This window comes from Microbacterium sp. (assembly GCF_049661145.1).
Lineage (GTDB): Bacteria > Actinomycetota > Actinomycetes > Actinomycetales > Microbacteriaceae > Microbacterium.
The window spans coordinates 1-20,209 of record NZ_JBASZT010000285.1; the positions used below are offsets into that span (position 1 = coordinate 1).

At 66.7% G+C, this 20,209-nt stretch carries 18 protein-coding genes and 1 pseudogene; 8 read left to right on the forward strand and 11 right to left on the reverse strand.

The genetic code is table 11. The annotated features are described in order from the left end of the window. Positions 1-196: 196 nt before the first annotated feature. Genes WBP48_RS12040 through WBP48_RS12050 form a run of 3 tightly spaced genes read right to left on the reverse strand, consistent with a single transcriptional unit; the run spans position 197 to position 2,614 of the window. On the reverse strand, positions 197-712 hold the full coding sequence (locus WBP48_RS12040) for an MFS transporter (RefSeq protein ID WP_424440736.1): 516 nt from the start codon (positions 710-712) through the stop codon (positions 197-199). Continuing rightward, complete coding sequence (locus WBP48_RS12045; RefSeq protein ID WP_424440738.1) at positions 633-1,385, reverse strand: hypothetical protein; 753 nt, start codon at positions 1,383-1,385, stop codon at positions 633-635. Before WBP48_RS12045 ends, WBP48_RS12040 begins: the two co-directional genes overlap by 80 nt. 11 nt (positions 1,386-1,396) lie before the next feature. After that, positions 1,397-2,614, reverse strand: a complete 1,218-nt coding sequence (locus WBP48_RS12050; RefSeq protein ID WP_424440740.1) for an ROK family transcriptional regulator — start codon at positions 2,612-2,614, stop codon at positions 1,397-1,399. A 62-nt stretch (positions 2,615-2,676) separates the two neighbouring features. On the opposite strand from WBP48_RS12050, the gene WBP48_RS12055 reads away from it, so the two are divergent. From WBP48_RS12055 to WBP48_RS12080, 6 genes are all read left to right on the forward strand, one after another. After that, positions 2,677-4,413, forward strand: coding sequence for a glycoside hydrolase family 13 protein (locus WBP48_RS12055; protein ID WP_424440742.1), 1,737 nt, complete (start codon positions 2,677-2,679; stop codon positions 4,411-4,413). After that, positions 4,410-6,836 carry a TIM-barrel domain-containing protein gene (locus WBP48_RS12060; protein WP_424440744.1) on the forward strand — a complete coding sequence of 809 codons (2,427 nt, stop codon included), beginning with the start codon at positions 4,410-4,412 and terminating at the stop codon, positions 6,834-6,836. The genes WBP48_RS12055 and WBP48_RS12060 overlap by 4 nt, the downstream gene beginning before the upstream one ends. A 13-nt stretch (positions 6,837-6,849) precedes the next feature. Then, positions 6,850-7,869, forward strand: a complete 1,020-nt coding sequence (gene ppgK / locus WBP48_RS12065; RefSeq protein ID WP_424440746.1) for a polyphosphate--glucose phosphotransferase — start codon at positions 6,850-6,852, stop codon at positions 7,867-7,869. Positions 7,870-7,970: 101 nt separating this feature from the next. Beyond that, positions 7,971-8,222 (forward strand): SDR family NAD(P)-dependent oxidoreductase, encoded by a 252-nt coding sequence (locus WBP48_RS12070; protein WP_424440748.1) that lies wholly within the window; start codon positions 7,971-7,973, stop codon positions 8,220-8,222. Further along, the gene (locus tag WBP48_RS12075; protein WP_424440750.1) at positions 8,219-9,343 is read left to right on the forward strand and encodes a PQQ-dependent sugar dehydrogenase; all 1,125 of its coding nucleotides are present in this window, start codon (positions 8,219-8,221) and stop codon (positions 9,341-9,343) included. Before WBP48_RS12070 ends, WBP48_RS12075 begins: the two co-directional genes overlap by 4 nt. Positions 9,344-9,499: 156 nt before the next feature. Next, entirely contained in the window at positions 9,500-10,678 is a 1,179-nt protein-coding gene (locus WBP48_RS12080) for an MFS transporter (RefSeq protein ID WP_424440752.1), read from the forward strand. A 46-nt stretch (positions 10,679-10,724) separates the two neighbouring features. On the opposite strand, the gene WBP48_RS12085 is transcribed toward WBP48_RS12080, so the two are convergent. The 4 genes and pseudogenes from WBP48_RS12085 to WBP48_RS12100 all read right to left on the reverse strand — a co-directional run. Next, complete coding sequence (locus tag WBP48_RS12085) at positions 10,725-11,501, reverse strand: LLM class F420-dependent oxidoreductase (RefSeq protein ID WP_424440754.1); 777 nt, start codon at positions 11,499-11,501, stop codon at positions 10,725-10,727. Between the two features lie 152 nt (positions 11,502-11,653). Then, entirely contained in the window at positions 11,654-12,574 is a 921-nt protein-coding gene (locus WBP48_RS12090) for a nucleotidyl transferase AbiEii/AbiGii toxin family protein (protein WP_424440756.1), read from the reverse strand. Further along, positions 12,567-12,932 (reverse strand): hypothetical protein, encoded by a 366-nt coding sequence (locus WBP48_RS12095; RefSeq protein ID WP_424440795.1) that lies wholly within the window; start codon positions 12,930-12,932, stop codon positions 12,567-12,569. Before WBP48_RS12095 ends, WBP48_RS12090 begins: the two co-directional genes overlap by 8 nt. 42 nt (positions 12,933-12,974) lie before the next feature. Next, positions 12,975-13,154: pseudogene (locus tag WBP48_RS12100) on the reverse strand (type IV toxin-antitoxin system AbiEi family antitoxin domain-containing protein); the annotation flags it as partial. Between the two features lie 335 nt (positions 13,155-13,489). On the opposite strand from WBP48_RS12100, the gene istA reads away from it, so the two are divergent. Both istA and istB read left to right on the forward strand, forming a co-directional pair. Beyond that, on the forward strand, positions 13,490-14,818 hold the full coding sequence (gene istA / locus WBP48_RS12105; RefSeq protein WP_424440758.1) for an IS21 family transposase: 1,329 nt from the start codon (positions 13,490-13,492) through the stop codon (positions 14,816-14,818). Next, positions 14,815-15,642 (forward strand): IS21-like element helper ATPase IstB, encoded by an 828-nt coding sequence (gene istB / locus WBP48_RS12110; RefSeq protein WP_424440760.1) that lies wholly within the window; start codon positions 14,815-14,817, stop codon positions 15,640-15,642. Before istA ends, istB begins: the two co-directional genes overlap by 4 nt. 608 nt (positions 15,643-16,250) lie before the next feature. Here the strand turns inward: istB and nrdF are convergent. From nrdF to nrdH, 4 genes are all read right to left on the reverse strand, one after another. Then, positions 16,251-17,228 carry a class 1b ribonucleoside-diphosphate reductase subunit beta gene (gene nrdF, locus WBP48_RS12115; protein ID WP_424440762.1) on the reverse strand — a complete coding sequence of 326 codons (978 nt, stop codon included), beginning with the start codon at positions 17,226-17,228 and terminating at the stop codon, positions 16,251-16,253. Positions 17,229-17,292: 64 nt separating this feature from the next. Then, entirely contained in the window at positions 17,293-19,449 is a 2,157-nt protein-coding gene (gene nrdE, locus WBP48_RS12120) for a class 1b ribonucleoside-diphosphate reductase subunit alpha (protein WP_424440763.1), read from the reverse strand. After that, a complete protein-coding gene (gene nrdI / locus WBP48_RS12125; RefSeq protein ID WP_424440765.1) occupies positions 19,431-19,868 on the reverse strand; it encodes a class Ib ribonucleoside-diphosphate reductase assembly flavoprotein NrdI in 438 nt (145 codons plus the stop codon). Before nrdI ends, nrdE begins: the two co-directional genes overlap by 19 nt. Before the next feature lie 4 nt (positions 19,869-19,872). Continuing rightward, on the reverse strand, positions 19,873-20,106 hold the full coding sequence (gene nrdH / locus WBP48_RS12130; protein ID WP_424440767.1) for a glutaredoxin-like protein NrdH: 234 nt from the start codon (positions 20,104-20,106) through the stop codon (positions 19,873-19,875). Between the last annotated feature and the right edge of the window lie 103 nt (positions 20,107-20,209).

The following is a 20,209-nucleotide window of genomic DNA, read 5'->3' on the forward strand; positions in this document are numbered from 1 at the left end:
AGCCTGGAGATCCGCCACCGCAGCGCAACGCGGCCACTGTCGTACCCTCATGCCAGAATCAGCACCACAACCCCGGCAACGACGCCGAACACAGCGACCCAGCCAACCGATGAAAGATCGAGGCTAAAGGCGGCATCGCAGCGACACTCGCCCCCGCACGATTCCCACCCGGCGTCCCGTCCCAGCCGACGTAAGGTTAGGGTTCGCCCTGCGGTGCTGGCTCGGGCCCGCTCCCCCTCCGGCGTGCGATGACGTGTTGCGCGATGAGTGCGAGGGTGCCGGCAAGGGTGAGGATGGCGCAGAGCGCGAAGACGCTCGGATAGCCGAAGGGCTTGATCGCGGCGACGGCGATGATCGGGCCGGACACGATCGCACCGATACTTCGTGTGTTCATGTACATGCCGGTGGCGAGGCCCGGGCGCGGGATGATCTGCTGGAACACCGTCATGCCGAGCCCGGCTATGACAGCGACGAACCAGGCGTTAAGCAGTTGGATCGCCAGAAGCGTGATCGGTTCGGAGACCAAGACCAGAGCGACGTAGTAGACGATGCCGGCGAGGCATCCGCTGATCATCAAGGAGTGGACGCTGAAGCGTCGCGCCAACCGGCCCATCATCCACAACGCCGGGATCTCAGCCAGGGCAGCCGCCCCGAGGGTGATGCCTCCCCAGATCACCGGCAGGCCGAGCGAAGCGGTGACATACAGTGCCATGACCGCCACCGCGGTCGCGTTGGTGGCCTGCAGCAACACGAAGGCCGCAGTGATCGTCAAGGTGGCGCCGATGCGCCGCCGTGCCGGTTCTGACCGGTCGGGCGCAGGACCGGTGGCAGGCGGCGGGCTGGTGCGGCGAAAGCGGATCATCACGATGGTGGTGATGATGTTGAGGATGCCGACGGCGACGAGGACGGGGAGGATGGCGCGGTCGCCGAGCGCCCCCCATGATGAACGTCGCCATCGGCGGACCCCCGACCCATGCGAACGAGATCAGCGCCCTGGTGTTCATCACCTCCGAGATGCCGGCTCCCGCGCGGCGCAGCTCGGCGAACAAGAGGGTCGCGCCCACGGCCCCGGGCCCACCGAAGATCGCCAGCGCGACCACCGCGACGGGCAGCGCGGTGACCAGGGCGAGGACGACGCCCAGGGCGACGGTCAAGATCGCGCTGATCAGCATGGGGCGCAGGTAGTTCCCGGTGCGGTCGGCCCATCCGGGAATCACGAGGGCGGCGACAAACCCGGAGGCGTTGTAGACCGCGAGCACCCACCCGACGTCGGCGGGGGTGGCGTCGAACAATGCGACCAGCAGCAGCGCGAGGATCGGACTCAGGAACGCCGATTGCAGCCCCCACAGCAGCGCGGACGACGACGACAGGAGACGGCTACTCATATCTGCATAGGTCAGTCGGACACAGCGGCAGAGCGGAGGTATGCAACGGCGGTGCGCACCGCGCCGACGAGCACGACATCGCGGCCGAGCGAAGAGGACTCGACCACGGGCGAGATGGGAAGCAGCTCCGCCAGCCGCTCGCGAACGGCAGGAAGGAGATGCGCAGCGGCTTTCGCTGCGCCGCCCGCGACGACGACTCGGGCGGGATCGACGAACTGCGAGATCGTCGAGATCGTGAGCGCCAGACGCTCGATGAGTTCGGCGACGATCTCGTTCGCGACGTCATCGCCCTGCCCGCCCGCGTCGAGAACCTCCTGCAACACCGTCTCCTCGGTGCCAGGACGGCGAGCGCCGAGCACCGTGCGCCGTCCGGCTGCATGCGCCGCGTCGACGAGTTCTCGTGCCGTGAGGGACAACCCGTAGGGGTTGTCCACCCCACGAACCTGGCCCAGGTAGGCCATCTCCCCGGCAGCGCCATGCGCCCCGCGCATCACCTCGCCATGCACGATGAGCCCCGCGCCGAACCGATCCGAAGACAAGAGCGCAACGAGAGGGTCCGACGGCCGGGACGGATCGGCGACGAACTCCGCCGTCGCCGCCAGGTCCGCGTCGTTCTCAATCGTCGTAGGCCACGGGGCAACAGACGCAAGCCGAGCAAGATCGATCCGGAACGCCTCCCAGAACTGATTCCCCGGCAGAGGTGCTCCCGTGCGGTCGACCGACGCGCTGACCCCGATGCACGCGGCTCCGACGCGGGCCGCGTCCACCCCAGCGGCGGCGAGTAGCTCGGCGATGCAGTCCATCAGCTCCGCGGTGCGATCACACGAGGACGGCTCGTCGTAGAGACGCCGCACCCGGCCGAGGACGGTACCGCGCAGATCCGCGACGACGCAGGTGACCGAGGTGAAGCCGACGTCGGCGGCGACCACGAGTCGACGTTCGGCGTTGAAGGCGAAGCGCCTGGCCTGACGACCGCGTCGGGGCCCTCCACCGGGCGCCAGGTCTTCGACAACCCAGCCGGCCTCGACAAGATCAGTGCAGATCGCGAGCACGGTGGCGCGAGTGAGACCGGTGCCGGCGATGATTTCCGAAGCGGTTAGAGCACCGCCGCTCGGAGCATCCCACAGGTACCCGAGGACGATCGAGGCGTTCCGGCTGCGCATCTGCTGGGGCGAGCGCGCGATGGGCAGTCCGGTCGCGCCGCGCCCGGCCCCCGCAGAAGTTGACATGGCCCACATCTTGTCTCAGAGTCTATATTTAGACTCTGAATCATAAGGGAAAGCGCCTCCGCATGACCATCCTCAGTTCCGAGACAACGAGCGCCACCGCCCGCCCCGCCGACTGGTGGAAGAGCGCCGTCGTCTACCAGGTCTATCCCCGTTCCTTCCAGGACTCGGACGGCGATGGCATCGGCGATATCCCCGGCATCACCTCACGGCTCGAGTACCTGGCTGACCTCGGCGTCGACGTCATCTGGCTCTCGCCGGTCTACCGGTCACCGCAGGTCGACAACGGGTACGACATCAGCGACTACCGCGATATCGACCCGCTGTTCGGTACTCTCGCCGACATCGATGAGCTGATCGCCGAAGCTCACGCGCGCGGCATCAGGCTGCTCATGGACCTCGTGGTCAATCACACGTCCGACCAGCATGCCTGGTTCGTCGAGTCCCGCGACCCCGCCTCCCCCAAGCGCGACTGGTACTTCTGGCGCCCCGCGCGGCCCGGTCACGAACCGGGAACGCCAGGTGCAGAGCCTGACGACAGCGCAGCGGCGTTCGCGCCGTCGGCATGGACGTACGACCCCGCCTCGGGTGAGTACTACCTGGGGATCTTCAGTCCCGCCCAGCCCGACCTGAACTGGGAGAACGAACAGGTCCGCGCAGCCGTGTACGAGATGATGCGCTGGTGGATCGCGCGCGGTGTCGACGGATTCCGGATGGACGTCATCAACCTCATCTCCAAACCGGCCGCGTTGACCGCGGGCGGTCCTGTGTCGCCGGACGGAGCAGGCTTCGGACAGATCGCGAACGGGCCTCGCCTCGACGAGTTCCTCGCCGAGATGAACCGCGAGGTCGGCCTCGACGAGCACCACCTGCTCACCGTGGGAGAGATGCCCGGCGCGACCGTCGAGGTTGCCCGTCGCGTGACGGACCCGGCTCGCAGCGAGCTGAACATGGTCTTCACGTTCGAGCACATGAACCTCGACCAGACGGGGTGGAGCAAGTGGGATCTCGCAAACCTGCCCCTGCCGGTGCTCAAGGCGAACCTCGCCTCGTGGCAGGAGGCTCTGGCGGATGCCGGGTGGAACTCGCTCTACCTCGACAACCACGATCAGCCACGTGCCGTCTCGCGCTTCGGCGACGACTCGCCCGAGCATCGGGTGAACTCCGCCAAGACCCTCGCGACGGTGCTGCACCTGCACAAGGGCACACCATACGTCTACCAGGGCGAAGAGTTCGGCATGACCAACGCGCCGCTCACTCAGATCGGCCACTACCGGGATGTCGAGTCGCTGAACTACCACGCCCTGGCCACCGCCGCGGGTGTACCCGAAGCGGAGGTGCTGCGATCGCTCACCGCCAAGAGTCGCGACCACGCCCGCACGCCGGTCCAGTGGGACGGCAGCGAGAACGCGGGCTTCACCACCGGCACACCCTGGTTCGACGTGAACCCGAACTACCGTGAGATCAACGCCGAGTCGGCACGCCACGACCCCGACTCCGTCTTCGCGCACTTCCAGCGCCTCATCCGGCTGCGCCACGAGGACGAGACCGTCCGCGAGGGTCGCTTCCACCTGCTCCTGCCCGACCACGAGCAGCTCTGGGCCTTCACACGCGTTCTCGGCGCCCGAACGCTGCTCGTCGTCGCGAACTTCTCATCCGATTCCGCCGCGCTGCCCGGTGAGGGGCTCCCGTCGCTCGACGGGGCGACGATCCTGCTCGGCACGCACGGGCAAGACCGCGCGGCCGCCTCGCCGCTCGCCGCCTGGGAATCGCGCATCCTTGACCTCGGTGCTTCCCGGTGAGCTTGTTCTCGCTCTCAGACGGCCGGCCCGCGCCGGCGAACGCTGCGGCCGTCGTTGCCGGCGATACCTACCGCTTCACGGTGCTCAGCCCACGGCTCATCCGCATGGAATGGCACGAGCGCGGCGAATTCGTCGACGAGCGTTCGCAGCTCGTCGTCTCCCGCGACTTCCCCGTGCCCGACTTCGCCGTGACCCGGATACCGGGCGGCGGTGTGGAGATCGTCACCGACTACCTGCGGCTGCGCTACGACGGTGGCGAGTTCTCCGAGGCGGGGCTGTCGGTGGCACTGCTGAAGGGAGCGACCGACGGCCACTACTCGGCCTGGCGATATGGGCACGAGTACCCACAGAACCCCCATCGCGGAAACCTGCTCGGCACCGCGCGCACTCTCGACGATGCCGACGGCGCGATCGCGCTCGAACCCGGCATCCTCTCGACCTACGGCTTCGCCGTTGTGGATGACTCCGAGTCGGCGCTGTTGTCGAGCGATGGGTGGGTCGCCGGGCGCCCCGACCCCGGCATCCGTCCTTCCAGAGACCTCTACCTGTTCGGGCACGGCCGCGACTTCCACGCAGCCCTGCGCGACTACTACCAGCTGACCGGGCCCGTGCCGGTCGTTCCACGGCAAGCACTCGGCAACTGGTGGAGCCGCTACTGGCGCTACTCCGAAGACGAGTACCTGGATCTGATGGACCGTTTCGACCGCGAACAGGTGCCGCTGTCGGTCGCCGTGATCGACATGGACTGGCACGTCGTCGCCGTCGATCCCGAAATCGGCACCGGCTGGACCGGGTACACGTGGAATCGCGACCTGTTCCCCGATCCGAAGCGGTTCCTCGACGAGCTGCACCGTCGGGGCCTGCTGACCACCCTCAACCTGCATCCGGCGGACGGCGTGCGCCGTCACGAGGACGCTTACCCGCTGGTGGCCGAGGCGATGGGAATCGATCCGGACAGCGGCCTGCCGATCGAGTTCGACGTGACCTCGCGCGAGTTCGTCGACGCCTACCTGCGGCATCTGCATCATCCGCTCGAGCAACAGGGCGTGGACTTCTGGTGGATCGACTGGCAGTCCGGCGGCGCCACCCGAGTGCCAGGCCTCGATCCCCTGTGGATGCTCAACCACATCCACTACCTCGACTCCGGCCGCGACGGCAGACGGCCTCTCACCTTCTCCCGCTACGCGGGCCTGGGCAGCCACCGGTACCCGGTCGGGTTCTCGGGCGACACGATCACCACGTGGGAGTCGCTGGCCTTCCAGCCCTACTTCACCAGCACCGCCGCCAACGTCGGGTACACCTGGTGGTCGCACGACATCGGTGGGCACATGCTCGGGTACAAAGACACCGACCTGATCGTGCGGTGGTTCCAGTTCGGCGTCTTCTCGCCCATCGACCGGCTGCACTCCTCGACGAGCCCGTTCTCCTCGAAGGAGCCCTGGGCTCAAGCCCCGGAGGCCGCCGCGGTCATCGCCGCGTACCTGCGTCTGCGGCACCGGCTCGTGCCGATGCTCTACACCGCCGCGTGGCAGGCGCACACCGACGCCATCGCCGTGGTACGGCCGATGTATCACGACTGGCCGACGACGCCGGACGCCTATGGTGCGCCCGGCCAGTACCTGCTCGGTGAGCACCTGCTCGTCGCGCCGATTGTCGAACCGCAAGACAGCCATACAAAGATCGCGAAAGCGACGGCGTGGCTGCCGGGTGACGATGACGGCGGCTGGTTCGACATCTTCACCGGCCGGCGCTACGAGGGCGGCAGACGGATCGCGCTGCACCGCGGATCAGCTCAGATCCCCGTGCTCGCCCGGGCAGGGGCCGTGCTTCCGCTCGCCGACGCGCTGGAACCGATCATCGACGCCCCCACGACGCTCACCCTCCGGGTCTATCCGGGCAATGGCGTGTCGCACCTCATCGAGGACCACGGGCAGGGCGCACCCACCGACGACGACCGCAACGTCACCCGCTTCGTGCAAACCCTCACCGTTCACGACGACGGATGCGCAGACCTCCGCCTCGTCATCGAGCCCACCACTGGACCCGACCCGCTCGCCATCCGTCACATCGTGCTGGAAGTCGTCGGCGCCATCGAAGCGGACAACAGTCCGCACGACGCCCAACGGAGCGAGGAAGAGCTGCTCTCCCCCGCGCTGCGCATCGATCTGGGCGCGGTCGACATGACCAGCGGTGCCGACATCGCCCTCACCGGCCTCCAGCCCGCGCCCGTGAATGTCGCGACCGAGGCCTTCGCCCTCATCGACGGCGCAGAGATCGACCACCTGCCGAAGCTCGCCGCCTGGGATGCGGTCAACACGCGCGACGGCCTCGACTTCGCCCAGGAGCTGGCCCTCATCGACCTCCCCGCCTCCCTGCGCGACGCGCTGCTGGAGCGCGTCGCGGCAACTCGACCCTGGACGTAGGAGCACGACGACGATGACCCCGATCATCGGAATCGACGTCGGCGGATCGTCCGTCAAAGGCGCACCCGTCGACCTGACCACAGGAGAACTGCTCGCCCCTGCGCTGCGTATTCCCACGCCGGAACCTTCGACCCCCGACGCCGTCGCGACCGTGGTGGCTGAGATCATCCGCGCATTCGACGGCGAGACCGGCAACACACCCGTGGGGCTTGCCGTTCCCGCGCCCGTACAGGACGGTACCATCCCCTGCATCGCGAACCTGCACACCTCGTGGACCGGGCTGCTCGCAGACTTGTTCTTCACGAGGACGCTCGGACGCCCCGTCACGCTCGTCAACGACGCGGATGCCGCGGGACTCGCCGAGGCCCGCCTCGGCGCCGCGCGGGACAGTTCCGGTCTCGTGCTCGTCACCACCCTGGGCACCGGCATCGGCTCCGCCGTCATCTACCGCGGCATGCTCATCCCGAACACCGAACTGGGGCACCTGGAACTCGCCGGCCACGACGCCGAGAAGCGCGCCGCGGCATCCATCAAGGTCGCCGAAGGGCTCTCCTACGAGCAGTGGGCCACCGAGCGTCTGCAACCCTACTACCGCCACGTCGAGATGCTGCTCGCACCCGACCTGCTCGTCATCTGCGGTACCGTCGCGCGGGACTGGGACGAGTTCGGGCCCCTGCTGCGCCGTCTCTCTAGGTCCCACACTTTGATCTCGACACACGCCGGCTTCAGCGACGCACTCGATCACCGGCGGGTCGCAGATGGCCGGAAACCGCGCCGCGAAGCGACCACATGCGACCCCACCACCCTCCCCGCCGGTCGATCTCCTCGCCACCTGGGCACAGACCCAGCAAGAAGGAGGGGTCGCGGACCGACACACCGGACTCAGGACAAGGGCATGCCGGCAACGACGGTCCGGCGCGCGCTGGAGGATATGCGGAAGCGGATGCCACCTGCACGTGCATCGCTGAGACAAGTCGTCGATGTGATTGCTTCGTCGCCGGTCGCGATCGACGGCTCGTCCGAGGACACGTGACCTGCTGACCCGATGGGGGTACTCAAGGGGCCTCCCTGCTCCCGTGTTTCCCGCCTACCGTGGAGAACGGTACGAACAGCACGACGCAGCGGAAGGACGCTATGACCACCATTGCCATCCTCGGAGCAGGCCCTGGACTCGGCGCCGCCGTCGCGCGCCGCTTCGGCGGCGAGGGCTTCTCCGTGGCGCTCATCTCCCGCACACAGGAACACGTCGACGCGCTTGCGCAGCAGCTTGCCGCGGACGGGATCACCGCGCGCGGGTATGCCGCGAACCTCCGCGACCCGGACGCACTGCGCGCCGCGAACTCGGCCGGGGGACGATCCTGTTCATCAACGGCGGCAGTGCCGTGAAGCCGAACGGCAACGTCACCGGCACCTCGATCGCGTTCGCCGGAGAATCCGCGTACGCGCCGTTCTTGGCCAGCGCTGTACTGGCCGCACTCACGCTGACCTCCTGCACCGGCTCCGGCGGCGACCCGACAGCATCCACCGCTCCCCTCTCGTCCTCACACGCCCCGTCGTCCTCGCAGGCGCAGGCCACGCGGGGCACGGTCGAAGTGGTCGCGGACGGCCTCGACATCCCCTGGTCGGTCGTCTTCCACGACGACACCGCGCTGATCAGCGAACGAGACTCGGCTCGGGTCCTCGAGCTGACCACGGACGGCACCATCCGCGAAGTCGGTGTCGTTCCAGGCGTCGCGCCCGCCGGCGAAGCGGGGCTGCTGGGCCTCGCTGTCCGCGGCGACGACCTGTACGTGTACTCGACCGGGCAAGACGAGAACCGCATCCAGCGCTTCGCTCTCACTGGTGAACCGGGCTCTTTCGGCCTCGGGCCGGCCGAGACCGTGCTCGACGGGTTGCCGAAAGCGAACTGGCACAGCGGCGGCCGCATCGCGTTCGGGCCCGACGGGATGCTCTACGCGACTGTCGGCGACACCTATCGGCGCGACAGCGCCCAAGACCTCGACGCACTGTCGGGGAAGATCCTGCGCATGACCCCGGACGGCGAAATCCCTGGCGACAACCCGTTCGACGGCTCCTACGTCTACAGCTACGGGCACCGCAACCCGCAGGGCATCGCCTGGGACGCGGACGGGACGATGTACTCGGCCGAGTTCGGCGAGGACACCTGGGATGAACTCAACGTCATCGAGCCGGGCGGCAACTACGGGTGGCCCTTGGTCGAGGGTGCCGCGGACGATGACCGGTTCATCGATCCCGTACAGCAGTGGCCGCCTGCGGAGGCGAGCCCGAGCGGGATCGCGGTGGCAGGCGATGCGATCTGGATCGCGAACCTTCGCGGCGAGCGGCTCCGCGAAGTGCCGCTCGACGATCTCCGGACGGCCACCGAGCATCTCGTCGGCCAGTACGGGCGGCTCCGCCTCGTCACGCCCGCCCTGGGAGGTTCGCTGTGGGTGCTGACCAACGACACCGGCGACGACCGCATCCTCCGCTACTCCCCCGCCCCCTGACCACTCCACAGGAAGAAGGCGACGCGGGCGATGACCGGTGGGGGGTCGCTCCGCCGTCCTGAACTCGGTGCCGCGGCGCCTATGCATCTGCGACTTTCTCATCTCTTCGACAGGACCACTACGACGAACGAGTCTCCGCAGACTTCCCCCGGCACGATGACGCAACCCACCAATGGCGTCCACACCGCGAACTGGAGCGGCGTGGTCGCGATGACCGTGTGCGTGTTCGCCCTCATCGCCTCGGAGTTCATGCCGGTCAGCCTGCTGACTCCGATCGCCGCCGACCTCGTGGTCACCGAGGGCATGACCGGCCAGGGCATCGCGATCTCCGGCGCGTTCGCGGTGGTCACGAGCCTGACGATCTCACCGCTGGCCGGAGGGCTGAACCGCAAGCCGCTGCTGCTGATCTTCACGCTGCTCATGGCGCTGTCAGGCGCCCTGGTCGGCCTGGCGCCGAACTACGCCGTATACATGATCGGGCGCGCGCTGATCGGCGTCGTCGTCGGTGGGTTCTGGTCGATGTCGGCCGCGACCGCGATGCGGCTCGTCCCCACCCTCCTCGTGCCGCGCGCCCTCGCGATCTTCAACGGCGGCAACGCCCTCGCCGCCGTGCTGGCCGCGCCGATCGGCAGCTACCTCGGCTCTGTGATCGGCTGGCGGGGTACTTTCTTCTGTCTCGTGCCGATCGCCCTCGCCGCGCTGTTGTGGCAGTGGATCAGCCTGCCGTCCATGCCGGCGGCGCCCCGCGGCACCGGCCCACGGCACATCTTCGGGCCGCTGCGCCGACGCCCCATCGCGATCGGGCTGGCGGCCTGTGGCGCCTTCTTCATGGGACAGTTCGTGCTGTTCACCTACGTGCGTCCCTTCCTCGAAACGGTCACGAACGTGGATGCCGTCACCCTCTCGCTCAGCCTGCTCATCGTCGGCGCCGCGGGGCTCGTGGGCACCGCTCTGATCGGCAGGTTCATCGCCCGCAGCCTCTCCGGCACGCTCATCGCCGTCCCGGTACTCATGGCCATCGTCGCGGTCGCCCTGATCCCGGCGGGCCCATGGCTCGCACCCGTCATGGTCCTCCTCGGTGCCTGGGGGTTCCTCGCCACCTCGGCCCCCGTGGGCTGGTGGAGCTGGGTCGCCCGGTCCCTGCCCGACGAGGCCGAAGCCGGCGGCGGGCTCATGGTCGCCGTCATCCAGCTGTTCACCGCACTCGGATCCACCGTTGGCGGGGTGCTCTTCGACACCTCGGGATACGTCACGACGTTCCTCGCGGCCGCCGCGGTGCTCCTCGTCGGCGCGCTGCTCGCCGCCCTCGCGGGGCGCGCTGCGCGCGCCGCCTGACGACGCGATGCCGCGAGCTTCACCGTCCCCTGACGTGTCGGCAGGTCTACACCCTGGTCGCGGAGTTCTTCTCGTCTCGCCAGGCGAGCCAGTCGGCCACTCCCGCGGTGTCGTAGTCGGGGCCTGTGGTCGCGATCGTGAACAGGGTCGTACCGAGTGCGTGGAGCTCTTCGACCTCGGCGATGCCGCGTTTCCCGATCTCGGTGGAGATCTCGACCTCGGAGACGTCACGCCCCACGGCCCGGCCGTGCCCGGCGAGGATGCCGAGTTTCCGCTCCAGCGTCGCCGGATCGCTGTAGCTGTGCCAGATGTCCGCGTGCTGCGCGACGATCCGCAGCGTCTTCTTCTCGCCACCCCCGCCGATCAGGATCGGGATGTGCCGCGTCGGCGGTGGGTTCAGCTTCGTCCATCGTTCCCGGATCACCGGCAGGTTCGCCGCCAGCGCGGCCAGCCGGGTCCCCACCGTGCCGAACCCGTACCCGTACTCGTCGTAGTCTCGCTCGAACCAGCCCGAGCCCGTGCCGAAGATGAACCGCCCCTGCCCGCCCTTGGCGCTGATGTGATCGATGGTCCGCGCCATATCGGCCTGGAGGTTGGCGTTGCGGTAGCTGTTGCAGTTCGCCAGCGCGCCGATCTCGACGCGGCTGGTCTGCTCCGCAAGGGCTGCAAGCATGGTCCATGACTCGAAGTGCAGTCCGTCGGGTTCGCCGTAGAGCGGGTAGAAGTGGTCCCAGTTGAACAGCACATCCACGCCCTGCTCTTCCAGCCGCGCCGCCGTGTCACGGATCTGCTCGTACGACGCGTGCTGAGGCTGGATCTGCACCGCGATCCGCACCGGACGGGGCCGCGGAGCAATAGCGGCGCCGCTCGAGGATCCACCAGCTCAAACTCCGTGTCCGCCGGGAACGGGAGGAGCGGTCGCGCCACCCGATGACCCTCGTCACGACGACGGCGAACGCTGCATCGGGTCGGTTTCTACGGTCTCGCGTTGTCGATTGCGGCGATCCACTCGTTGAGTTCCGCGATGAGTTCGTCGAGTGTCGATGAGACGCCGGCTTGCTCTGCCGGCGTCTCGAATGTGTTCGCCCAGAGCGGGTTCGTGACGATCGTTGGTGGCCACAAGCGCGGATGCCTTCCGACTTGAGCCGCTTCCGCGGCGCGGGATTGGAAGACATCGATCGCAGCCGCCCGCACCGCGTCGAGTGATCCGGGCGTGGGATAGTACGCATGCTTGATCAAAAGGAGGTCAACGAGATCCCGAACCCGGTCGTTCACGAACGTCGGCGGCTCGTGGGGATCTGTGCACGCGTGCAGCTTCTGTGCGACCTGGTAAGCCATGGCGATCCCGATGAGCGCGTCAGGAGTCTGGATGCCGAAGAAGTCTGTGGAGGGCGCCGCGATCCGGTCCGAGTGCTCGCGGATGTGCCCGTCGTCGAAAGCCACTTCGACCTGGACCCGCCGCCAGGTGACGCCGCGAAGGGCGAGCAGGATGTCGAAGCGACGCGGCTTGACGATCCGAGGAGCGTCGATCGTCTGGATCGGCGAACGGGAAAGGGTGACGGGACCCCACGGTTGAGCCAGCGCCTCGTCCAGTGCGAGAACGAACTCATCCGCGGAGCCACGGAAGAGTGTGTCGACGTCGCGCGTCGCGCGTGCTGATGCTCCAAGTCGTCGTTCGAGGTAAACGCCGCCCTTGAGCAGGAAGAGCGGCTGCTGATCTTGACCCAACGCTCGCTGGAGCGCAGCGACGACGATCGTCGAGGCCAGAATCCATCCAGTGCGGGCGACGGTCGTGCCGAGCGCAGCTGATGCCTGATGCACCCACTGGTCCAGCACGCGCGCGCTTGCAGGCATGCGGTCCTTCTCGGGGAGCGCGGCGAAGGGGTCGTCAGACATAGGTCGTTTCGATCTGTGTTGTCAGATCTGTCGCCTCGGCAGCGGTGATCCGGCCCCGTTCACGAGCGGTATCGATGGCAGCTCGAAGCAGATGCGCCGGGACGCCGGTGTCGACTCCCTGCTGGATGGCGGTCTTCTCGGTGACCGTGCGGATACCTTGCCACCAGGAGAGGTCCGCTTCGCTGAGGCGACCGCGGTGAAGGGTGTAGGCGTCTCCGCCACGCTTGCTGACCCGATGACCCTTGGGGACAATGACATGGATTCGGTCTGGATTGATGTCACAGAGCTCGTACACCGCCAACGCAGTGTCATGACTGAGCGCAGCGTCCGGGGTGTTCGCCCACAGGACGGCCAGCATGTATTCGTCACGCTCTGTGGGAGGAAGTTCCGGGAATCGATAGATCCCGTGGCCCACACGCTCGAGCTTGTCCCGACGAGCGAGCCTAGCCAGTTCCCCGGGTGCGGCTCCCATGTTCCGAGCGTTCCGTTCCGTGACATACCCGTGCTGGTCGAGGGCGATATCCCATAGGTCTTTGCGAAGCACGACTCCCCCAAGTAGGTAGTGCAAATAGTGTGCCATAGATGGCCTACTTTTCGTTCCTGGCGGTGGCGGCGCGGCGGCCAAGCGTCTCACCACTAGCCCCTAGCGCTGTTCGATGACTTCTCCGCGGCAGCGAGATTGGCCGCGACTCGTTCGCTCATCCGATCGGCGAGCTCCCGATCGCGGGTCATCGTGGCGTGCTGGTAGCGAAGCACGACACTGATGTCTGCGTGCCCTTGACGGCGCTCACTGAAATTCCCCAGTTCTGCTCATCGAATTTCCCCACCCTGGGTCGCTCCGCCGCATGAGGCGGGCCTCGCTCGATGCTGGAGGTCTTCGACCACATACCAGCCTTCGAGGGAGGCCCGTTCCTCATGCTCTCAGAGAGGAGCAGCGTGGACATCCACGCTCTGAAACGGCAGGGGATGACGATCAGCGAGATCGCCCGCCGCACCAACCATGACCGCAAGACGATCCGCGCATACCTGAGCGGGGAACGCACCCCCGGCCAGCGTGAGCGCGCAGCCCCGGACCGGTTCGACCCGTTCGTCGACTATGTCACTGCCCGCCTCAAGGAGGACCCGCATCTGTGGGCGGCGACGCTGTTGGACGAGCTCGCTCCGTTGGGCTACTCGGGGTCGTATCCGACGCTGACGCGGCAGATCCGGGAGCGCGGGCTGCGACCGCCATGCACGGCCTGCGCGCACGTCACGAAGCGGCCCAACGCGATCATTGAGCACCCGCCCGGCGAGGAGACCCAGTTCGACTGGCTCGAGCTGCCCGACCCGCCCGGCCACTGGGGGTTCCCCACGAAGCGGGCCTACCTGCTCGTCGGTTCGCTGGCGCACTCCGGTGTCTGGCGGGCCGTGCTCTCGCCCTCGATGGACGTCCCGCATCTGCTGGCCGCGATGACCACTCTGCTCGCCCTGCTCGGCGGTGTGACGCGGGTCTGGCGGTTCGACCGGATGCGCACTGTCCTGGACCACAAGACCGGGGATCTCACGCCGATGTTCGCTGGTTTCGCGAAGCATCACGGCGTCCAGCCGGTCGTCTGCCGGCCCCGGTCGGGGAACCGGAAGGGGGTGGTAGAGAAGAACAACCACACCGCCGCGCAACGCTGGTGGCGCACTCTGCCCGACGGGCTCACCCTCGAGCAGGCGCAGGCCTCTGTCGAGGCGTTCGCCCGCGGGCAGGATGCCCGCAAACGCGAGAGCGAGGACGGGGCGACGACGGCGGCGGCGATGTTCGCCGGGGAGCGGCTGCGGCCGTTGCCGCCGATCGTGTTCCCGGTGGTCGTGACCGAGGAACGCACCGCGACAAGGCAAGCCCTGATCGATTGGCGGGGCAACCGCTATTCCGTCCCACCCGAGCTGGCCGCCGCGAAAGTGACGGTTCAGCAGCGGCTCGGCGCCGACACCATCGATATCACCACTGCCTCCGGCACCGTCGTCGCGCGGCACAAGGTCGCCGAACCCGGCCTGGGCGTCACGATCCGGGACACCGGCCACGTCACCGCACTCGAGGCCATCGCCCTCGCCTCGGCGCCGCCGGGACGTCCGCACCGCCGCAAGGAACGCATCCCACCCGGGACCGCCGCACTCCGCGCCGCCGCCGTGCTCACGGGAGCCACGGCGCCCTCCTCGACCGTGATCAACCTGGCCGCCTACGAGCAGGCCGCGAAGAACAGGAACACCCTCCGATGACCACCACAACCACAACCACGGCGTCCGCGGCGACGCCCGCCGCGAGCATCTACCAGCAGCTGCGCGAGCACCTCACCGATCTCAAGCTCACCGACGCCGCCGACGCGCTCCCGCGCGTGCTCGACCAGGCGCAGGCAGAGGGCTGGACCCTCACCACCGCGCTCGAGCACCTGCTGCGCGTCGAGGTCACCACAACCGAAGCACGCCGCCTGACCGGCCGGTTCCGGTTCGCGAGCCTGCCCACCGGCGCGACCCTCGACGACTTCGACCTCGACGCCGCAAGCGGCATAGACCGGAACCTGCTGACCGAGCTGGCCACCTGCCGGTTCATCGATACCGCGACCAACGTGCTGCTCATCGGCCCGCCCGGCACCGGGAAGACCCACATCGCGACCGGCCTCGGCCACGCCGCGGTCACCGCCGGCTACCGGGTCTACTTCACCTCCGCCGCCGACCTCGCCGCCCGCTGCCACCGCGCCGCGATCGAGGGGAAATGGTCGACCATGATGCGGTTCTTCGCCGGCCCCACCCTCCTGATCATCGACGAACTCGGCTACCTCCCACTACCCGGCGAAGCCGCGTCCGCCCTGTTCCAAGTCATCAACCAGCGCTACCTCAAGACCTCGATCGTGATCACCACGAACCGGCCCGTCGGCGCCTGGGGCGAGATCCTCGGCGACACCACCGTCGCCGCCGCGATGCTCGACCGGCTCCTGCACCGTTCCGTCGTGATCACCCTCGACGGCGCCTCCTACCGGCTCCGCCACCACGCCACCGCAGCCGACGAACTCCGCCGCGTCACCACCGGCACCAACCTCCGCTAACATGACCACGCGACCTGGGGAACTTCGATAAGCAACTCTGGGGAAAATCGCTGAGCGCCGTCAAGCTTTCGCGAACTGCCCCATGCCTCTCGTCGAGATCCCGCGCCTCCCCTCTTCGTCGTGTCTCTCATCTTCTCCTCCTGTAGTCACCCAAGGACTCGAGTGGCATGCATGCACGCAACGCTCCCGACGTCTCCAAGCGCAGATTCCGGGGACTCTGACTGTGTCGAGTTCGGTCCCTTCGGCCCGTAGTGGCACGACGGTCTCGGTCGCCACCGCTTGTCGCCTTCGGTGACCGCTCCGCCGCCGCTCGGAGGATGCGGGCGTGCCACTCCTGTGCCCCTCTGAGTGTCGCTAGACGTCCATCTCTGGCAGCTTCTGTCCATTGAGAAATCCCGCGAAAATTGCTTCGGACCTGGAGAAAATAGTCGTCTTTGGGCCGCCCCTCTGTCCTCGATAGCCCGGCACCGAGCAAGAACCTGCGAAAAGTACACTTCTGTCCCCTTCTGTCCATTCGATGTGGCACGAAAAGAGGCCCGCACCTGCAGAAACCTGCAGGTCCGGGCCTCTCATCAGCCCTTCTCAGGGCCGGGCCAGATCTTGAACTTCTAGAAGTCCCAATCGTCGTCTTCGGTGGCAACAGCCTTGCCGATCACGTAGCTCGAGCCCGAGCCCGAGAAGAAGTCGTGGTTCTCGTCGGCGTTGGGCGAGAGCGCGGACAGGATCGCCGGGTTCACGTTCGTGACCGTGGACGGGAACATCGCCTCGTAGCCCAGGTTCATGAGCGCCTTGTTGGCGTTGTAGTGCAGGAACTTCTTGACGTCCTCGGTCAGCCCGATGCCGTCGTAGAGGTCCTGCGTGTACTGCACTTCGTTGTCGTACAGCTCGTACAGCAGCGAGAACGTGTAGTCCTTGAGATCTTCCCGTTCGGCCTGGCCGAGCGTCTCGAGCCCCTTCTGGAACTTGTAGCCGATGTAGTAGCCGTGTACGGCCTCGTCGCGGATGATGAGGCGGATGATGTCGGCCGTGTTCGTCAGCTTCGCCTTGGAAGACCAGTGCAGCGGTAGGTAGAAGCCCGAGTAGAACAGGAACGACTCCAGCAGCGTGGAGGCCACCTTGCGCTTGAGGGGCTCGTCGCCGCGGTAGTAGTCCATGACGATGTGCGCCTTCTTCTGAAGGTTCGCATTCTCGACCGACCAGCGGAACGCGTCGTCGATCTCCGGCGTCGAGCACAGCGTCGAGAAGATCGACGAGTAGCTCTTCGCGTGCACCGACTCCATGAATGCGATGTTCGTGTAGACGGCCTCTTCGTGCGGAGTGATCGCGTCGGGGATGAGGGAGACGGCGCCGACCGTGCCCTGAATGGTGTCCAACAGAGTGAGCCCGGTGAACACCCGCATCGTCGTGGTCTGCTCTTCGGGCGTGAGCGTCTGCCACGACTGCACATCGTTGGACAGCGGCACCTTCTCGGGCAGCCAGAAGTTGTTCACGAGGCGGTTCCACACCTCGAGGTCCTTCTCGTCCTGGATCCGGTTCCAGTTGATCGCCTGGACGTGATCGATGAGCTTGAGCTTTTCGGGGGTCATGACTTTCTTCTTTCTTACAGACGTTTCGACTCGCGGCTACGCCGCTCGCTCAACGAGCGCGGCGTCAAAGCATGCAGCTGACGCACTGATCCAGCTGCGTCCCTTCGAGCGCCATCTGCCGCAGGCGGATGTAGTAGATCGTCTTGATGCCCTTGCGCCACGCATAGATCTGCGCCTTGTTGATGTCACGCGTCGTGGCGGTGTCCTTGAAGAACAGCGTCAGCGACAGACCCTGATCGACGTGCTGGGTCGCGGCGGCATACGTGTCGATGACCTTCTGGTAGCCGATCTCGTACGCGTCCTCGTAGTAGGCGAGGTTGTCGTTCGTCATGAACGGCGCCGGGTAGTAGACGCGGCCGATCTTGCCTTCCTTGCGGATCTCGATCTTCGATGCGATCGGGTGGATCGAGCTCGTCGAGTTGTTGATGTACGAGATCGAGCCGGTCGGCGGCACCGCCTGCAGATTCTGGTTGTAGATGCCGTGCTCGGCGACGGATGCCTTCAACTCACGCCAGTCGTCCTGCGTCGGGATGTGGATGCCGGCGAACAGCTCCTTGACCTTCTCGGTCTGCGGCTCCCACACGGCATCCGTGTACTTGTCGAAGAACTCCCCCGACGCGTACGTTGAGTCGGCGAAGCCGTCGAAGGCGGTGCCGCGCTCGATCGCGATCCTGTTCGACGCGCGCAGCGCGTGGAACAGGACGGTGTAGAAGTAGATGTTCGTGAAGTCCAGGCCCTCCTCGGACCCGTAGAACACGTGCTCGCGCGCGAGATACCCGTGCAGGTTCATCTGGCCGAGACCGATCGCGTGCGAGCGATCGTTGCCGTCTTCGATCGAGCGCACCGAGCGGATGTGGCTCTGGTCGCTGACGGCGGTGAGGGCGCGGATGCTGGTTTCCACCGTTCCCGCGAGGTCCTTGCCGTCCATCGCCAGCGCGATGTTCATCGAGCCGAGGTTGCAGGAGATGTCCTTGCCGATCTGGTCGTACGAGAGGTCCTCGTGGAACGTGGTCGGCGTGTTGACCTGCAGGATCTCGCTGCACAGGTTGGACATGTTGATCCGGCCCTTGATGGGGTTCTGCCGGTTCACGGTGTCCTCGAACATGATGTACGGGTAGCCGGACTCGAACTGGATCTCGGCGAGGGTCTGGAAGAACTCGCGCGCGTTGATCTTCGTCTTCTTGATACGCGCGTCGTCGACCATCTCGCGATACTTCTCGGTCACCGAGATGTCGCCGAAGGGCACGCCGTAGACCTCCTCGACGTCGTACGGCGAGAACAGATACATGTCCTCGTCGTTTCGGGCGAGCTCGAAGGTGATGTCGGGGATCACGACACCGAGCGACAGCGTCTTGATGCGGATCTTCTCGTCGGCGTTCTCGCGCTTGGTGTCGAGGAACCGGAGGATGTCGGGGTGATGCGCCGACAGGTAGACGGCGCCGGCGCCCTGACGCGCGCCCAGCTGGTTCGCGTAGCTGAAGCTGTCTTCGAGGAGCTTCATGACGGGGATGATGCCGCTGGACTGGTTCTCGATCTGCTTGATGGGAGCGCCCGCCTCGCGGATGTTGGAAAGCAGCAGTGCGACGCCGCCACCGCGCTTGGACAGCTGCAGCGCAGAGTTGATGCCGCGGGCGATCGACTCCATGTTGTCCTCGATGCGCAACAGGAAGCAGCTGACGAGTTCGCCGCGCTGCGCCTTGCCGGCGTTGAGGAAGGTCGGGGTCGCGGGCTGGAAGCGACCGGCGATGATCTCATCCATGAGTTGGGTCGCCAGGCGCTGGTCGCCGTCGGCGAGGGAGAGGGCGGTCATGACGACGCGGTCCTCGAAGCGCTCCAGGTAGCGCTTGCCGTCGAAGGTCTTCAGCGTGTAGCTCGTGTAGTACTTGAAGGCGCCGAGGAACGTCTCGAAGCGGAACTTCGCCGCGTACGCGCGGTCGGTGAGTCCCTTGATGAACTCGAACGGATACTTCTCGAGCACCGCGGGCTCGTAGTACTCCTTCTCGACGAGATAGTCGAGCTTCTCCTGCAACGAGTGGAAGAAGACGGTGTTCTGGTTGACGTGCTGCAGGAAGTACTCCCGCGCGGCGCGCTTGTCGGCGTCGAACTGGATCTTCCCGTCGTCGCCGTAGAGGTTCAGCATCGCGTTGAGGGCGTGGTAGTCCATCCCCTCGAAGCGCGTGTCGGTCTTGAAGGTTGCCGGGCTCACTGCAGCTTCCACCATCGTTCCAATCCGTCGCCCACACGGGTGACGTCGTCAGGCGTGCCGAAGAGTTCAAGCCGGTACAAGTGCGGCACGGTGCACTTGCGGCTGATGATGTCGCCGGCGAGACAGTAGTGCTCGCCGAAGTTGGTGTTGCCCGCGGAGATGACCCCGCGGATGAGGCGTCGATGCTTCTCGTCATTGAGAAAGCGGATCACCTGCTTGGGGACGGCGCCTTTCTCGACACCGCGCCCCTGCCCACCTCCGTAGGTGGGGGTGACGAGCACGAACGGCTCATCGACCTCGATCTCGGGATCGGCGCGGGTGAGCGGGATGCGCAGCGCCGGCATCCCGAGCTTCTCGATGAACCGCGCCGTGTTGCCCGACACGCTCGAGAAGTAGACGAGCAGCGGCACGCTCGTCGCGACCGCGCTCGTCATCGCATCACGCCAAACGGCTCGCGAGCTCGTCGATCTTGTCGGGTCGGAAGCCCGACCAGTGATCCTCGTCGGTGACGACGACCGGCGCCTGCAGGTAGCCGAGCGACTTCACGTGCGCCAGCGCCCCCGGGTCCTGCGACAGGTCGAGAACCTCGTAGTCGATGCCCTTCGAGTCCAGTGCCCGGTACGTCGCGTTGCACTGCACGCAAGACGGCTTCGTGTAAACCGTGATCGCCATGTCGATCCTCTTCCCTTTCGGTCCCACCTAGTTCCCCGGCAGCGCTCCACCGGGAGACCAATACTACATATGGGTACGGACACCTGCCAGCACCACTAGGGCT

What these genes read in the sequence shown, in the direction of transcription:
- WBP48_RS12090 (WP_424440756.1), bottom strand. Translation starts at nt 12,574, where the DNA reads ATGTCTGACGACCCCTTCGCCGCGCTCCCCGAGAAGGACCGCATGCCT.
- nrdH (WP_424440767.1), bottom strand. Translation starts at nt 20,106, where the DNA reads ATGGCGATCACGGTTTACACGAAGCCGTCTTGCGTGCAGTGCAACGCG.
- nrdE (WP_424440763.1), bottom strand. Translation starts at nt 19,449, where the DNA reads ATGGTGGAAGCTGCAGTGAGCCCGGCAACCTTCAAGACCGACACGCGC.
- WBP48_RS12050 (WP_424440740.1), bottom strand. Translation starts at nt 2,614, where the DNA reads ATGTCAACTTCTGCGGGGGCCGGGCGCGGCGCGACCGGACTGCCCATC.
- WBP48_RS12040 (WP_424440736.1), bottom strand. Translation starts at nt 712, where the DNA reads ATGGCACTGTATGTCACCGCTTCGCTCGGCCTGCCGGTGATCTGGGGA.
- istB (WP_424440760.1), top strand. Translation starts at nt 14,815, where the DNA reads ATGACCACCACAACCACAACCACGGCGTCCGCGGCGACGCCCGCCGCG.
- WBP48_RS12045 (WP_424440738.1), bottom strand. Translation starts at nt 1,385, where the DNA reads ATGAGTAGCCGTCTCCTGTCGTCGTCGTCCGCGCTGCTGTGGGGGCTG.
- WBP48_RS12080 (WP_424440752.1), top strand. Translation starts at nt 9,500, where the DNA reads ATGACGCAACCCACCAATGGCGTCCACACCGCGAACTGGAGCGGCGTG.
- WBP48_RS12095 (WP_424440795.1), bottom strand. Translation starts at nt 12,932, where the DNA reads ATGCTGGCCGTCCTGTGGGCGAACACCCCGGACGCTGCGCTCAGTCAT.
- nrdI (WP_424440765.1), bottom strand. Translation starts at nt 19,868, where the DNA reads ATGACGAGCGCGGTCGCGACGAGCGTGCCGCTGCTCGTCTACTTCTCG.
- ppgK (WP_424440746.1), top strand. Translation starts at nt 6,850, where the DNA reads ATGACCCCGATCATCGGAATCGACGTCGGCGGATCGTCCGTCAAAGGC.
- istA (WP_424440758.1), top strand. Translation starts at nt 13,490, where the DNA reads ATGCTCTCAGAGAGGAGCAGCGTGGACATCCACGCTCTGAAACGGCAG.
- WBP48_RS12070 (WP_424440748.1), top strand. Translation starts at nt 7,971, where the DNA reads ATGACCACCATTGCCATCCTCGGAGCAGGCCCTGGACTCGGCGCCGCC.
- WBP48_RS12055 (WP_424440742.1), top strand. Translation starts at nt 2,677, where the DNA reads ATGACCATCCTCAGTTCCGAGACAACGAGCGCCACCGCCCGCCCCGCC.
- nrdF (WP_424440762.1), bottom strand. Translation starts at nt 17,228, where the DNA reads ATGACCCCCGAAAAGCTCAAGCTCATCGATCACGTCCAGGCGATCAAC.